This is a genomic window from Nonomuraea sp. NPDC050783 (assembly GCF_040802095.1).
In the GTDB taxonomy this organism is placed as follows: domain Bacteria; phylum Actinomycetota; class Actinomycetes; order Streptosporangiales; family Streptosporangiaceae; genus Nonomuraea.
The window spans coordinates 241,669-256,467 of record NZ_JBFAHK010000006.1; the positions used below are offsets into that span (position 1 = coordinate 241,669).

The 14,799-nt window shown below is 74.8% G+C and carries 15 protein-coding genes; 5 read left to right on the top strand and 10 right to left on the bottom strand.

The annotated features are described in order from the left end of the window. Positions 1-6: 6 nt before the first annotated feature. A complete protein-coding gene (locus AB0H75_RS18585) occupies positions 7-594 on the top strand; it encodes a TetR family transcriptional regulator (RefSeq protein ID WP_367797582.1) in 588 nt (195 codons plus the stop codon). 32 nt (positions 595-626) lie between these two features. Then, complete coding sequence (locus tag AB0H75_RS18590) at positions 627-1,520, top strand: ABC transporter permease (protein ID WP_367797584.1); 894 nt, start codon at positions 627-629, stop codon at positions 1,518-1,520. A gap of 71 nt (positions 1,521-1,591) precedes the next feature. Here AB0H75_RS18590 and AB0H75_RS18595 read toward each other — a convergent pair whose 3' ends face one another. Beyond that, positions 1,592-2,668, bottom strand: a complete 1,077-nt coding sequence (locus AB0H75_RS18595) for a TIGR04222 domain-containing membrane protein (RefSeq protein ID WP_367797586.1) — start codon at positions 2,666-2,668, stop codon at positions 1,592-1,594. Between the two features lie 184 nt (positions 2,669-2,852). On the opposite strand from AB0H75_RS18595, the gene AB0H75_RS18600 reads away from it, so the two are divergent. Then, positions 2,853-3,323 carry a VOC family protein gene (locus AB0H75_RS18600; RefSeq protein WP_367797588.1) on the top strand — a complete coding sequence of 157 codons (471 nt, stop codon included), beginning with the start codon at positions 2,853-2,855 and terminating at the stop codon, positions 3,321-3,323. 34 nt (positions 3,324-3,357) lie between these two features. Here the strand turns inward: AB0H75_RS18600 and AB0H75_RS18605 are convergent, their stop codons facing one another. After that, positions 3,358-3,942, bottom strand: coding sequence for a helix-turn-helix domain-containing protein (locus tag AB0H75_RS18605; protein WP_367797590.1), 585 nt, complete (start codon positions 3,940-3,942; stop codon positions 3,358-3,360). A gap of 32 nt (positions 3,943-3,974) precedes the next feature. Beyond that, positions 3,975-4,355: a hypothetical protein gene (locus tag AB0H75_RS18610; protein ID WP_367797592.1), complete on the bottom strand. Its 381-nt coding sequence runs from the start codon at positions 4,353-4,355 to the stop codon at positions 3,975-3,977. Positions 4,356-4,572: 217 nt separating this feature from the next. Here AB0H75_RS18610 and AB0H75_RS18615 point away from each other — a divergent pair, with 217 nt between their 5' ends. Further along, entirely contained in the window at positions 4,573-6,267 is a 1,695-nt protein-coding gene (locus AB0H75_RS18615) for an FAD-dependent oxidoreductase (protein ID WP_367797594.1), read from the top strand. A gap of 24 nt (positions 6,268-6,291) precedes the next feature. On the opposite strand, the gene AB0H75_RS18620 is transcribed toward AB0H75_RS18615, so the two are convergent. Beyond that, positions 6,292-7,260, bottom strand: a complete 969-nt coding sequence (locus AB0H75_RS18620; protein WP_367797595.1) for a helix-turn-helix transcriptional regulator — start codon at positions 7,258-7,260, stop codon at positions 6,292-6,294. Positions 7,261-7,358: 98 nt separating this feature from the next. Between AB0H75_RS18620 and AB0H75_RS18625 the strand changes: the two genes are divergently transcribed. Then, complete coding sequence (locus AB0H75_RS18625; RefSeq protein WP_367797597.1) at positions 7,359-8,060, top strand: alpha/beta fold hydrolase; 702 nt, start codon at positions 7,359-7,361, stop codon at positions 8,058-8,060. A gap of 149 nt (positions 8,061-8,209) precedes the next feature. Here AB0H75_RS18625 and AB0H75_RS18630 read toward each other — a convergent pair whose 3' ends face one another. From AB0H75_RS18630 to AB0H75_RS18655, 6 genes are all read right to left on the bottom strand, one after another. Then, positions 8,210-8,413, bottom strand: a complete 204-nt coding sequence (locus AB0H75_RS18630; RefSeq protein ID WP_367797599.1) for a hypothetical protein — start codon at positions 8,411-8,413, stop codon at positions 8,210-8,212. A 153-nt stretch (positions 8,414-8,566) separates the two neighbouring features. Next, entirely contained in the window at positions 8,567-9,769 is a 1,203-nt protein-coding gene (gene manA, locus AB0H75_RS18635) for a mannose-6-phosphate isomerase, class I (RefSeq protein ID WP_367797601.1), read from the bottom strand. Positions 9,770-9,946: 177 nt separating this feature from the next. Beyond that, positions 9,947-11,173: a cytochrome P450 gene (locus AB0H75_RS18640; protein ID WP_367797603.1), complete on the bottom strand. Its 1,227-nt coding sequence runs from the start codon at positions 11,171-11,173 to the stop codon at positions 9,947-9,949. A 3-nt stretch (positions 11,174-11,176) separates the two neighbouring features. Beyond that, on the bottom strand, positions 11,177-12,268 hold the full coding sequence (locus tag AB0H75_RS18645) for an NAD(P)/FAD-dependent oxidoreductase (RefSeq protein WP_367797605.1): 1,092 nt from the start codon (positions 12,266-12,268) through the stop codon (positions 11,177-11,179). Further along, a complete protein-coding gene (locus AB0H75_RS18650) occupies positions 12,265-13,206 on the bottom strand; it encodes a hypothetical protein (protein ID WP_367797607.1) in 942 nt (313 codons plus the stop codon). The genes AB0H75_RS18645 and AB0H75_RS18650 overlap by 4 nt, the downstream gene beginning before the upstream one ends. Positions 13,207-13,362: 156 nt before the next feature. Next, entirely contained in the window at positions 13,363-14,781 is a 1,419-nt protein-coding gene (locus tag AB0H75_RS18655; protein WP_367797609.1) for an RICIN domain-containing protein, read from the bottom strand. Between the last annotated feature and the right edge of the window lie 18 nt (positions 14,782-14,799).

The window sequence follows — 14,799 nt, forward strand, 5'->3', positions numbered from 1 at the left end:
GCCGTCATGGGCAGGCCGCGCACGACCAGCGACGAGGCGATACTCCAGGCCGCCGCCCGCGCCATCGGGCGGCACGGCCCGCAGGGCCTCACGCTGGCCGTGGTCGCGCAGGAGGCGGGGCTGGCCCCGGCGACGCTGGTGCAGCGCTTCGGCGGCAAGCGCGGGCTGCTGCTCGCGCTTGCCGGGCACTCGGCCGGCACCGTACGCCTGCCGTTCCTGAGGGCCCGCGAGGCGCACCGCTCGCCGCTGGCGGCCCTGCGGGCCGCGCTGGCCGGCCTGGCCGAAGGCGTCTCCACGCCGGAGGAGCTGGCCAACAGCCTGGCCTTCCTCCAGCTCGACCTGACCGACGCCGAGTTCCGCGCGCACGCCGCCGAGCACGCCCGCCGCACCCGCGACGAGATCGCCGCCCTGCTGGCGGACGCCGTGGCGGCGGGGGAGCTGGCCCCGGCGACGGACACCGGCCGGCTGGCCGGGGCGGTCCAGGTGACCTACAACGGCGTGCTCATCCTGTGGGCGCTGACCGGCGACGGCCCCCTCCCGGCCGCGCTGGCCGAGGCCCTGGACGACACGCTGCGCCCCCATCTGGCGGCCTGAACAACGACCGGAACATCGCGACCGAGGTGCCCATGAGCGAACTGGAGAACGCCGTCCCCGAGAGCGGGTCGCTCGCCGACCTCGCGAAGCGGCACGGGCTGCGCCCCGCCATCGCGCGGCCGCGTCTCAAGGTGTATCTGCGCCAGCTCTGGGAGCGGCGGCACTTCATCCTGGTCTACGCGACCTCGCGCAACGTCTCGAAGTACTCCGGCTCGGCGCTGGGACAGCTGTGGCAGGTCATCACGCCGCTGCTGAACGCGGCGATCTACTACGTGATGTTCGGCCTCATCCTGGGCGGCAGCAAGAACATCCCCAACTACCCGGCGTTCCTGCTGACCGGCATGTTCGTGTTCACCTACACGCAGCGCACCGTCACCGCGGGCGCCAAGTCGATCTCGGGCAACCTGTCGCTCATCCGGGCGCTGCACTTCCCGCGGGCCTCGCTGCCGCTGGCGTACGCCATCCAGGAGCTGCAGCAGCTCGTCGTCTCCATGAGCGTGCTGCTGGTCATCGTGCTGATCACGGGGGAGCCGGTCACCTGGTTCTGGCTGATGGTCCCGGTGGTGCTGGTGCTGCAGACGATGTTCAACGTCGGGGCGGGGCTGGTCATGGCCCGGCTCGGGGCGTCCATGCGCGACCTCAACCAGTTGCTGCCGTTCATCATGCGCACCTGGCTGTACGCCTCGGGCGTGTTCTTCGCCATCCACGACAAAGTGGTCAACAGCGCGGGCCTGCCCGAGTGGGTGGCCACGGCGATGTACCTGAACCCGGCGGCCTCCTTCATCGAGTTCATGCGCGACCTGCTCATCAGCGGGCACACGCCGCCGCACCTGGTGTGGCTGTCGTGCGCGTTCTGGGCGGTGGTCGCGCTGGGCGCCGGGTTCTGGTACTTCTGGCGCGCCGAGGACCGCTACGGGCGCGGCTGACCGGCCCATCCGGCTCGGCCCGGACGGCCCGCCGCGGGCCTGCCCCGGACGGCCCGCGGCGGGCCGGGGCGTCAGCCGCCGCCGCCTCCGCAACCCCCGCCGCCGCAGCCGCCGCCCCCTCCGCAGCTGGACGAGCCGCCGCCGCCACCGCCGTCGCCGAAGCTGCCCCCGCCGTAGTCGGCGCCGCCGCCGTGGTGGCCGGAGCCGAACAGGTCGCCGAAGCCGAAGAACCCGCCGCCGTCGCTGCCGTTCCCTCCCGGGGTGCCGGTGACGTGGTACGTCCCGCAGTGCCCGGGGGCGCAGCACGCGGCGGTCCGGCCGGTCCTGGCCCGGGTGTCGCGGCGCAGCGTGTCGGCCAGCCGCCGGTCCCGCAGCCGGTCCGTGCCGTACAGGGCGGCCTGCCGGACGTCGTCCGAGCCCGACCACTCCCCGTCCACCGAGCCGTCCCTTGAGCCGCCCGCCGAGCCGCCCGCCGAGCCGCCCGCCGAGCCGCCCGCCGTGTTGCCCGCCGCCGTACGCTCCAGCGCCGCCCGCCCCGCCCGGGTGACCGGGTCCGCCAGGGCGCGGCGCAGCCACAGGAAGCAGACCAGCCCCGTCACCGCCGCCGCCAGCGCGATCAGCACCACGCCCACCGGCCCGCGGGCCGTCGCGGCGGCGACGGCCGGCACGAGCGCCAGCAGGGCGAGGACGGCGATCCGCCGCAGCCGCCGCCGCGTCCGCGCCAGGACGGCGGGCGCCACCAGCAGCCCGTGCTGCCACAGCGGCGTGGCGAGCCCCAGCATCGCGTGGTCGCCGGCCGTGGCATGCCGGACCTGCGCCGCGGTCAGCCCGCCCCGGGCCGCCTTGACGTGCTTGACCACGGCCCGCTCGATCGGCCTGCGCTTGTCCGGCCGGAACCCGTGGACCGGCGTGACGATCCCCTCGCTCGACACCCGCACGCCGTCCTGCTCGACGAGCGAGGCCAGCGCCGTGTTGACGGCCCGGCGGGGGCCGCCCGCCAGGTACGCCGCCTCGTACACGCCGAGCGGCCGCTCCGCCCCGCCCACTCCCCGGACGCGGGCCCGGAACAACGCCGCCCAGGCCGTGATCGCGGTGAGCACGACGAGCGCGAACAGCGCGACGGCGACCCCATAGAAAACCTCGTTCATGGGCGTCCCCCTGACAGAACCGCCGGAATACCCTGTTGGCCGAATGACGTCTCCCGCAGGGCCCGCGGTTCCCGCGGCCGTTTTCTAAATGCGCAAAAGGGGCGCCGATCGCGCCGGGATGATCGGGCGGCGCGGGCGGGTTGCTGCAGGGGACGGCATCCGTCCTTCAGCCGAGGAGTACGCATTGAGCACGCACGCCGACGACCGCCGCCAGGTCCGCCAGCTCCGCCTGGTGGTCGAGGCCGAGGACTACGAGGCCGCGCTGGCCTTCTACCGGGACGTCCTGGGGCTGCCGGAGGAGGCGGCGTTCTCCACGGGCGACGGCGCCCGGGTCGCGATCCTGGACGCCGGGCGGGCCACCCTGGAGATCGCCAACCCGGCGCAGAAGAAGATGATCGACGACGTGGAGGTGGGGCGGCAGGTCGCGCCCAAGCTGCGGGTGGCGTTCGAGGTGGACGACTCGCGCGCCACCACCGAGCGGCTGGTGGCGGCCGGCGCGAGCGAGGTGGCGCCGCCCACCGTCACCCCGTGGCAGTCGCTGAACGCCCGCCTCGACGCCCCCGGCGGCCTGCACATCACCGTCTTCCAGGAGCTGAGCAGCCCCGAGGAGCGCCAGGAGATGGACGGCTTCGGCACGGACGCCACGCGCGGCTGACCCCGGGCCCCCTCCCGTCCCCGGACCGGGCGGCTCACCTGGCGGCGGGGCGGGCACGGACGTGCATGCGCTCGCCCTGCGGGCCGAACAGCGCCAGGAGCTCGGCCGGCTCGGCGCCCGGGTTGGCGAAGGCGTGCGGGGTGCGGGTGTCGAACTCCGCCGCCTCGCCCGGCTTCAGCGTCACCTCGTGCGCGCCCAGCAGCAGCCGCAGCCGCCCCGACAGCACGTACAGCCACTCGTAGCCCTCGTGGACCTGCTGCTCGGGCTCGAAGCCCGGCCAGCCCGGCGGGTAGATCTGCTTGAACGCCTGCAACCCGCCCGGGCGGCGGGTCAGCGGGATGACGGTCATGCCGTGGCGCTTGACCGGCCGCAGGTGGACCCGGGGGTCGCCGGTCACCGGCGCGTCCACCAGCTCGTCGAGCTGCACCTGGTGGGCGCGGGCGAGCGGGAGCAGCAGCTCCAGGGTCGGCTTGCGCTGCCCGGACTCCAGCCGCGACAGCGTGCTGGCCGAGATCCCGGTGCTCCTGGACAGCTCCGCCAGGGTCACGCCGCGCTCCTGGCGCAGCGCGCGCAGCCGCGGGCCCACCGCCAGCAGCACTTCGTCCACTTCCATGGTCAAAGCCTGCCATCAGCGGCGGCGGCCGCGGGACGTCACATCGTTTCGCAGGGCAGGCCGTAGCTCTCGTAGCCGCCGCCCGGCTTGTGGCGCCAGAGCTCCGCGCAGATGTTGGTGCCCGCGGGGACGGGCCAGGTGTAGGAGAAGTCCCTGGTGTTGCCGTTGTAGGTGTAGGTGGGGTAGTTCATGTCGCGGCCACCGCCCCAGACGTGGATGTGGTAGGTGCCGTTCGGGCTGCAGTCCGGCCCCCAGTGCCGGAGCAGGATCGCGTTGTACGAGGCCCACAGGCCCAGGCAGACGCTGGTGCCGGCCGGGCGCGCGAGCTGGGCGTTCGCGCGCGTGGCCGCCGAGGCGGGCGCCACGGCGACCGCCGCCGTGGCGGCCAGCGCCGCCGCCGTCACCAGGGCCCGGGACATGGGCCGCGTCCTGCGGGGCTTTCTTGTCGTCGCCTGCATCGGGTCTCCCTGTGAAGTGCCGGAGCGATTGCGGCCAGCCTCGCCGAGCGCGCCCGCCGTAACCAGGACACGCACCGGCCACTTCCCGGCTGCTTTGCCGTTTCGGCAACGAAGTTTGTCAATCCCGCCGCCGATGGCGGACAGTGGCGCAGCGAAGCGATACGGAAGGAGACGTCCGATGGACGCGAGATATGACGTGGTGGTCGTGGGCGGCGGGGCCGCCGGGCTGAGCGGCGCGCTGACGCTGGGCCGGGCCCGCCGCAAGGTGCTCGTCGTGGACGCGGGCCGCCCCCGCAACGCCCCCGCCGACGGCGTGCACGCCTTCCTGACCAGGGAGGGAACGCCGCCGCACGAGCTGCTGGCCACCGGCCGCGAGGAGGTCGCGGGGTACGGCGGCGAGATCGTCACCGGCACGGTCGTGGCCGCCGAACGCCTCGGCGGCGACGCCGAGCCTGGACCGTTCCGGGTGACGATGGACGACGGCACGGCGGTCGAGGCGGAGCGCCTGCTGCTGGCCACCGGGCTGGTGGACGAGCTGCCCGACGTGCCCGGCCTGGCCGAGCGGTGGGGCCGGGACGTGCTGCACTGCCCCTACTGCCACGGCTGGGAAGTGCGCGACCGGGCCATCGGCGTGCTGTCCACCGGCCCGCTGGGGGTGCACCAGGCGCTGCTGTGGCGGCAGTGGAGCGACCGGGTCACCTTCTTCCTGCACGACGGGCCCGAGCCGGACGCCGAGCAGCGCGAGAAGCTGGCCGCGCGCGGCGTCACGGTGGTCGAGGGGCGGGTGACCGGGCTGGAGGTCACCGGCGACCGGCTGGCCGGGGTGCGGCTGGACGACGGGCGAGTGGACGGCGGGCGAGTGGACGGCGGGCGGGTGGTGGCGTGCGAGGCGCTCGCCGTCGGCACCCGGCTCAGCGCGCGCTCCGACCTGCTGCCCGGGCTGGGGCTGGAGACCGAGGAGCTGGTCATGGCCGGGCACGTCATCGGCACCCACGTGCCCGCCGACCCCACCGGCGCCACCCGGGTGCCGGGGGTGTGGGTCGCGGGGAACGCCGCCAGCGTGACCGACCAGGTCATCGCCGCGGCGGCGGGCGCCGTGCGGGCGGCGGCGGCCATCAACGCCGACCTGATCGAGCAGGAGAGCCGCCGCGCCGTCGCCGCCCTCCGCGACGCCGGCGCCGGCGCCGGCGCCGGCGCGCGAGGCCGTCACCACAACCACCACAACGGACAAGGGAGGTTCGAGATGCCGGAAGGGACCACGGCGGCCGCGTTCTGGGACGACCGCTACGGCGAGCAGGAGCGGATCTGGAGCGGGCAGCCCAACCTCGCCCTCGTCCGCGAGGCCGGTGACCTGCCCGCGGGCCGCGCCCTGGACCTGGGCTGCGGCGAGGGGGCCGACGCGATCTGGCTGGCCACGCGCGGCTGGCGGGTCACCGCCGCCGACGTCTCCCGCGTGGCGCTCGCCCGCGCCGCCGAGGAGGCCGCGCGGGCGGGCGTGGCCGACCGGGTCGAGTGGCAGCGCCACGACCTGGCCGAGTCCTTCCCCGAGGGCTCCTACGACCTGGTCTCCGCCAGCTACCTGCACTCCCCGGTGGAGCTGCCCCGCGAGGAGATCCTGCGCGCCGCGGCCGACGCCGTCGCCCCCGGCGGGGTGCTGCTGATCACCGGGCACCGGGGCTGGCCGTCCTGGATGGAGGAGCCGCCGGGCGAGGTGACCTTCCCGACGCCGCGCGAGGTCCTCGACGCCGTGAAGCTGGACGAGCCCGCGTGGGAGGTGCTGACCTGCGAGGAGTTCGTCCGCGAGCGCAACGCCCCCGACGGCACCCCCGGCACCCACGCGGACTACGTCATCAAGGCCCGCCGGCGGGCGTGACCCGCGGCCGGAGCGGCAGGGCGGTCAGGGCCGCCCGGCGGGCGGGTCCGCGAGGGAGGCGGTGAGGCGGGCGGTGAGCCTCGCGACCGCGGCGCGCAGCTCGGGCCCGCCCTCCACGCGGAAGGGGAACGGCACAGCCGGCAGCCATTCCTCGGCGTACATGGCGGGGTTGCTCGTGCTGCCGACGAGCAGGCAGCCGCCGTCGCCCACCGGTTCGAGCCGCCCCATCGGCGGCCGGATCCAGGGCGCCACCTCCGCCGAAGGGGCGTCGAACACGACGCGGGTGGCGAACTCCCAGCCGGTGCCCAGGTGCTCCTCCAGCGCCGCCACCGGGTCGAGCCCGCCGGGCGGCTCGAAGCCGCGCGTGCCCCGCCGCACCTCGCGGATCCGGTCCACGCGATAGGTGCGTACGGCGCCCGCGCGGTGGGAGTGGCACAGCAGGTACCAGCGCCCGTGGCGCACGACGACCGCCCACGGGTCCACCTCGGCCTCCCACGCGTTGCCGGACTCGCTGCGGTAGGCGACGACCACGCGCCGCCGATCGGCGACGGCGGCCACCAGCGCGCCGGTGATGGCCGGGTCCGGGCGGGCCGCGTTCCGGTCCGGCGCGGCCGCCGCGTGGCCGCGCAGCGTGGCCGCCTGCCGGGCGAGGTGGTCGGGCAGGGCGCGGATGACCTTGTCCAGGGCGGCGCCGACGGGCTCGTCGCCCGGCTGCCCGCTGTCGAGCACCGCCATGACCAGGCCGATCGCCTCGGGCTCGGTGAAGGCGACCGGCGGCAGCCGGGTGCCGCGCCCGAGCCGGTAGCCGCCGTAGGGGCCGCGGGCCGACTCGACCGGGATGCCGGCCTCGCGCAGGATCCCGACGTACCGGCGGGCGGCCCGCTCGGTGACGCCCAGGCCGGCGGCGAGCTCGCCGGCCGTCACGCCGGGACGCGCCCGCAGGATCTCCATCGCGCGCAGGGCCCGCGCGGTCGGGCTGAGGTCGCTCGGCACGGAAGAAGATTACGAGGCGGGCGGACGAACCGGAAGCAGAACGTCCGGAACCGGCTCTAACCTGGCGTGCCGCACCGATCTGAGGAGAAAGCATCGACATGGACATCCTGCTCATCGCCGGCCTGTGGCTCGACGGCTCCGCGTGGGACGGGGTCGCGCCCGCGATCGAGGAGCTCGGCCACCGCCCCGTCCCGCTCACCCTGCCCGGCCAGGGCGACGGGGCCGGCTCCGCCACGCTGGACGACCAGGTGGCGGCGGTGCTGGCCGCCGTGGACGCCGCCCCCGGCGAGCTGATGGTGGCGGGACACTCCGCCGCCTGCACCCTGGCCTGGATGGCGGCCGACGCACGCCCCGAGCGGGTCGCCGGGGTGGCGCTCATCGGCGGGTTCCCGGCCGCCGACGGGCGGCCCTACGCCGACTTCTTCGAGGTGACCGGCGGTGTCATGCCCTTCCCCGGCTGGGAGCCGTTCGACGGGCCGGACTCCGCCGACCTCGACGAGCAGGCCAGGAAGGACTTCGCGGCCGCCGCGATCCCCGTTCCCGAGGGCGTGGCGAGGGGGCGGGTGCGGCTGGCGGACGAGCGCCGGTTCGACGTGCCCGTCCTCGTCGTGTGCCCCGAGTTCGGCCCGGACGAGGCGCGGGAGTGGATCGCCGCGGGCGAGGTGCCCGAGCTGGCCCGGGCCGGGCACCTGGAGTTCGCCGACCTCGACTCGGGGCACTGGCCCATGATCACCCGGCCGGCCCGGCTCGCCCGGATCCTGGCCGGGGCGGCCTCCACGTGGGAGAGGCGCCGGGCCTGAGAGGCGCCGGGCCTGAGAGGCGCCAAGGCTGAGGAACGCGCCGAGGAAGGTCGAGGAGCGCCGGAGGCCGGGGCCGGTCCGTCAGCCGGAGGCCGGGTCCGGTCCGTCAGCCGGAGGCCGGGTCCGGTCCGTCAGCCGGAGGCCGGCCGTCAGCGGGTGGTGGCGGCCAGGTGCCGCTCGTCCTCGGGCGAGCGGCGCAGCTGCTCGTTGAGCCCCTCCATCGCGCGGACGAGCGCCAGGTTGGCCGCGTTGAGCGTGCGCACCTGCTCCTCCAGCTCGGAGACGCGCTTCTTGATCGCCAGCAGCTCGGCGTCGAGCGCCGGCGACTCCATGAGCATGCGACCGCCGACCATGATCGGTTCACCTCCGCTAGCGGGTACATCACGATGGTCGCCGGGCGGCGGGGCCGGAGGGTAGCGGCGAAAGGCTTGATTTACCAGGACTTGCGGCACTGTTTGCCACTTGTTGCGCTACACCGTAGGGATGTCCGGCTTTTCAAGTCTTGATCAACCTCCGGGGGTCGCCCGGTAGGCAGTCCCCTTTCCCTCAAGGCGGGGGTGCGAAACCTCGGCGGGCACGAAAGCCGACTCGCCCGGGTGCAGTGTCAGCGTGCCGTCCAGCCGGGCCTCGCCCTCGACGCACAACACGATCTGCGGCACGCCGCCGGGCAGGTCGTGCCCGCGCTCGCCGTCCAGCTCGTGCCGGGCCAGCGCGAACTCCGGCGCCGGCGGCAGGTAGCGGTGCTCGCCGGGGCCGCCGGGCTCGGCGGGCACCCGGTGCGGCTCGGCGGGCGCGAAGCCCACCACCCGCATCAGCTCGGGCACGTCGATGTGCTTGCCGGTCAGGCCGCAGCGCAGCACGTTGTCGGAGTTGGCCATGATCTCGACGCCGACGCCGCCGAGGTAGGCGTGCGGGACGCCGGCACCCAGGTAGAGGGCCTCGCCCGGGGCCAGCTCGACGTGGTGCAGCAGCAGGGCGGCGCTCACGCCGCGGTCGCCGGGGCAGGCGCGGGCGATCCCGGCGTACGGGGCGAGCTCCGGGTCGCCGGTGGCGAGCAGCGCGCGCTCGACCTGCGCCCGCAGCGGCCCGGCGGCGTCGCCGAGCATCTCGGCGAAGACCGTGCGCAGGGCCTCGGCGGGCTCGGCGGTGCGCAGCACGTCGATCCAGGGCCGCAGGCCGGGCACGCCGAGCCGGTCGAGCAGGCCGGCGGTGCCGGCGGGGGAGCGGAAGCCGCACAACCCGTGGAACGGCGTGACCGCGCAGACCATCTCGGGTTTGTGCGAGTCGTCCTTGTACGTGCGCTCGCGCGCGTCGAGCGCGATGCCGCGCGCGTTCTCCGCGGCGTACCCCGCCCGCGCCTGCTCGGCGCTCGGGTGCACCTGGAGCGACAGCGGCCGGGCGACGGCCAGCACCTTCAGCAGGTAGGGCAGCCGCCCGCCGAAGCGCGCGGCGGTGCCGGGGCCGAGCGCGGCGGCCGGGTCGGCGGCGATGACGGTGCCCAGCGGGACGCCCGCGACGGTGGAGGGCGCGCCGGGATGGGCGCCCATCCAGAGCTCGGCCTGCGGCTCCCCGGTGGGCTCCGTGCCGAACAGCTCGGGCAGGGCGGTCACCGAGCCCCAGTCGTAAGGGCGGATCGTGGTGGCCAGGCGCAGGGGGGCACGCAGATCGGGCTGGGGCGCGGGAGGCTGGGACACGGGGCGCTGAGACACGGGGCAAGGCTATCGCGCGGCCGCCGGGGCCGGACTGGGCCTCGGCTGGACCCTGGCTGAACCCGAGGCCGGCTCCCGGCTGGACCCTGGCTGAACCCGAGGCCGGCTCCCGGCTGAACCCCGGCTGAACCCGAGGCCGGCTCCCGCTGGCGCCCGGCTGGACCCCGGCGGGCGTTCCTAGCGGGCGCGCGGCCCGAGGAGCACCGGCATGGTGCGGGTGCTGTTGCCCAGCAGCGTGTCGATCTGGCACAGCTCCTCGCGCGGCCCGGCGGCCCTGATCCGCGGGAACGCCGCGAACAGCGCCCCCAGCGCGATCTCCGCCTCCAGCCGGGCCAGCGGCGCGCCCAGGCAGAAGTGCGGCCCGTGGCCGAAGGCCAGGTGCGAGGCCGGCGGGTCGGTGATGTCGAAGCGGTCGGCGTCCGCGCCGAACTGCTCCGGGTCCCGCCCGGAGGCGGCGAAGCAGGCCAGCACCGCCTCCCCGGCCCGCAGGTGCACGCCGTCGATCTCCACGTCGCGCTTGGCGTAGCGGAACGGGAAGTAGGAGATCGGCGAGTCCCAGCGCAGCGTCTCCTCCACGGCCGCGGTGACCGGGCAGCGGCCCGAGCGCAGCAGGTCGAGCTGGCCGGGCGTGTGCAGCAGCGCGCCGATGGCGTTGGTGATGAGGTTGACGGTCGTGACGTGGCCGGCGATGAACAGCAGGTCGATGGTGGCGAACAGCTCCTCCTCCGACAGCTTGCCGCCGTCCTGCTCGCGCAGCGTGATGAGGTCGGTGATGATGTCCTCTCCGGGCGAGCGGCGCCGCGCCTCGATGATCTCGTGCAGCAGCGCGTGCAGCTCCTCGCGTACCCGCGGGCCGTCCTCCAGCTCGTCGCTGACGTGCGCGACGGCGTCGGTCAGCTCGTGCAGGCGGTCCTGGTGCGCCGCCGGGATGCCGATCATCTCGGAGATGACGTCGCGCGGCAGCGGGTAGGCGAAGTGCGCCCGCAGGTCCACCGGCTCGTCCGGTGGCATCGCGGCCAGGCCGTCGAGCAGCGCGCCGGTGAGCGCCTCGATCTTGGGCCGCAGGCCCTGCACCCGGCGCGGGGTGAAGCCGACGGCGAGCGGGCCGCGCAGCCGCCGGTGGTCCTCGCCGTCGGCGTTGAGCATGGAGATGTCGGTGACGATGCGGTCGATGGCCGTGCCGGGCGGCAGCGTGGAGCGCTCCAGCGGGTCCCAGTACTGGATCTCCCTGGTCAGGTCCGGATGGGTCAGGACGGTCATCAGCGTCGCGTACCGGGTGGCCGCCCAGGCGTCCACGCCCTCGGCCGTCACCGGCACGAGCGGGCCGGCCGCGCGCAGCCTGTCGTTGTCGGCGTGCGGGTCCGGCGCGGCCGGGTCGATGATGAAGCGGACTAGCTCGGTCATGGGTCATCCCGTTCGTTGTCTGCCGACCGCCAGCGCGGTCACGTCGAAGGCCGGGTCCTGCTCCAGGTAGAGGTCGCGGACCAGCTCGCCGGCGGCCGGCGCGTTGCACAGGCCGTGCCCGGAGAAGCCGGTGGCGTACAGGAACGCCGGCGGCCCCGGCCGGTGGCCGATGAAGGCGCGCTTGTCGGGGCTGGCGTCGCGCAGGCCGGTGACGGCCGGGTGCAGGGTCAGCTCCGCCAGGCCCGGGTACACCGCCGCGAACCGCTCGGCCACCTGCCGCCGCCACGCCTGCCGGTCCGGCCCCGGGTAGCCCATGCCGATCAGCAGCCGCTCGCCCCGGGTCCGCGACAGCAGGCCGCTGGCGGCGTGCAGGGTGCACGGGATGTCCGGCGTGCCGGGCGGCAGCGGGTCGGTGACCAGCAGTTCCTGCTCGATGGGCTCGGTCATCGGCAGGTCCACGCCCGCGCTGCGCACCAGCGCGGGCGACCAGGCGCCGGCCGCGCAGATGATCGCCTCCGCCGTCAGCTCGCCGCCGTCCGCGGTGAACACCCGCCCGGCCGCCGCGTCGATCGCGGTGACCGGCCGTTCCGTGCACAGCGTGGCGCCGGAGCGGCGGGCCGCCTCGGCGTACGCGGTGACGATGGCGGTGGTGTCGGAGACGTACGCCTGCGGCGACCAGGCGGCGGCCAGCAGCGGGAGGTCGCCGATGAGCGGGTTGCGCTCCCGGGCCTCGTCCGCGCCGATGAGCCGCACGTCCACGCCGGCCTCCCGCTGCGCCGGCAGGTCGGCCTCGAAGGCGGCGACCTGGCCGGGCTCGGTGAACAGGACCAGGTAGCCGACCTGCCGCAGCGGCAGGTCGGCGCCCGGCCGCGCGGAGAAGGCCCGGTAGGCCTCCAGGCTGCGCACGGCCAGCGCCGAGCTGACCGGGTTGCCGGCGAAGTAGGAGCGCACCACGTCGGCGGTGGCGCGCGAGGCGCCGGAGCCGAGCGCGCCGCGTTCCAGCAGCGTCGTCTCGACCCCGGCCTCCGCGAGATGGTAGGCGATCGACAGGCCGATGACGCCGCCGCCGATCACCGCCACGCGGGTGTCGCTCATATGTGGGCCTCCACGCGGCGCAGGCTGTCGCCCGCCTGCCACGGGAACAGGTGCAGGTTCCACCCGCCGAGGCAGTTGCAGTAGAGGGCCATGTGGGCCATCGCCGACATGAAGTCGACGTGGTCGTCGATCCGGTCCAGGTTGTCCATGAGCCGGCGGGTGAAGCCCCACAGCGTGTCCAGGCCGCAGTAGCCGAGGAACTCCGCCGGGGTGTGGGCCAGCAGCCGGGTCATCTGCCGCAGCCACGGCATCGGCATGCCCTCGATGGCGGCGCGGACCAGGCCGCCGTAGCAGCTGTAGCCGAGCGGGCGGGTCTCGCCGTTGACGAACAGCAGCGTGGTCAGCACCGTCTCGTAGCTGCCGGCGCGGGAGGCGATGCGGCCCTCGTGCAGGTCCACCAGCTCCTGCGGCGGCTGGAGCCAGATGCGCTCGGTCTCGGCGTGCACGTCCGAGATGAGCGCGTTGACCTGCGGGTCGCCGACGGGCAGGCGGGGCAGCCGGTGGCCGCCCTCCTCGCCGGCGCGCCGCACCTCGGCGATGACCGGCTCCTTGGTGGTGTAGACGGCCCGCCACACCTCGCGGCCCGCCTCGATCAGGGCGTCCAGGTGCTCCGGGAGGACCTGGCCGATGGGCGTGGCGGTCATGGGCTCGGTGAGCTCGCCGTACTTGATGCCGAGATGCTGCAGCCGCGAGCAGAACAGGGTCCCGTCGGGGACGGTGCGCCGGTCCACGCGGTGCTCCGCGGGCGCGTGCAGCAGCGAGTGGACCGGCGCGACGTGGTAGAGGTGATGGCCGGCGACCAGGGCGTGGCCCTGCAGGCTCCGGTACGGCAGGGCGTCCCAGAAGCACCGGGCGAGGGCCGGGTTCCGCTGGTCGAGTTCGGCGGCCACGGTGATCCCGAGGCCGGGCCAGGCTATTTCCACGAGCTTCTCGTTCACAATTCGTCACTCTAACGTCACGAATCGTGGCGATTCGGGCGGGGGTGGGCGCTTGACCAGGCCATGACCGCCCGCTGGAACGGACGGCCCCTCAGGACGGCCCCTCAGGCCGGCCCCTCACACCGCCCCCTTCACGCCGGCCCCCGCGACGGCTGCCTACAACGGCGCGCGCAGGAACTGCTGGTTCTGGCCGCCGTTGCATGGATACTGCTTGAACTGCACGTCGTCGGCCTGCGACGACGACGGCAGGTCCGCGCACTTGCCCGAGTGCTGGGCCACCAGGCGCAGGTAGCCGCCGCCCGCGTCCTGCAGCGACCACTGCTGGTTGGCGCCGGAGCCGCAGGCGTACTGCTGCAGCGCGGCCCCGTCGGCGGTGCTCTGGCCGTTGACGTCCAGGCACTTGCCCGAGTGCCGGGCCACGACCTGCACGTAGCCGCCACTGACCGACTGGATCCGCCACTGCTGGTTCGTGCCGCCGCCGCAGGTGTACTGGATGACGGCGGTCAGGTCGGCGGCGGAGGCGTTGCGCACGTCGGCGCACTTGCCCGAGTGACGCACGGTCAGCCGGTCGTAGCCGGAGCCGACGGGCGTGACCGTGCCGGCCGCCGCGTCGATCGTCAGCTCCCGCGCGTACGACAGGCTCATCGAGGTGGCGCTCGGGAACTGGATCGGCAGCCACACGTACCGCGAGTCGTTGACCGGCCCGCCCCACGCGCCCGCCCACCGGTCGCCCAGGTACAGGTACGAGGTGCCGGAGGTGCCCTGCACCGGCAGCACGTACGCCGGCTGCGAGCCGAAGGTGGTGACGTCGCCGACGTTCTGCCAGGCGCTCCAGGTGCCGGTGAGGCTGGTGGCGGTGGCGTACCGGGCCTGGTTGGGCTGCCAGCCGGTGGCGCCGGAGGTCAGCATGAAGTAGACGCCGCCGCGCTTGAACAGGGCGGGCGCCTCCCGGTGGTCGCCGGCCCACACGCGCACCAGCGACGACACGTCGGTGTAGTCGGCGGTGAGCCGGTAGACGTGCAGGTCGTAGTTCTCGTTCGCGGCCGAGATCATGTAGCCCGCGCCGTCGGTGTCCACGAACGCCGTGATGTCGCGCGACATGTGCCCGAGCGGCCGGAAGCTGCGCAGGTAGGTGTAGGGGCCGTCCACCGTGGACGACACGGCGACGGCCGCCCGCGCCTCCCCGTAGTCGCCGCCGTTCTCCTTGTGCATCCACATCACGTACCGGCCGGTGGCCGCGTTGTAGATCACCTTCGGCCGCTCGATGTTGGCCACCTGCAGCTCGGCCGCGCTGGACTGGGTGAGCACGTGGCCGCGGAACTCCCAGGAGCGCAGGTCGGCCGAGCGGTAGGCGGAGACGTAGCGGAAGGTGCCGTCGGCGTTGCGGTTCTCGCCGAACCAGTAGTAGTACGAGCCGACCTTGAGCATCCCGCCGCCGTGGGCGTGCAGCGGGGCGCCCGAGGTGTCGGTGAACGGCGCGCCCACCGGTACGGTGACCGGCGCGGCCCGCGCGGGAAGCGCGGGCGACAGGACCAGGCACAGCCCGGCCAGCAGGAGGGTGACGACGCGGGACATGGGGGCTCCTTCCGGAGG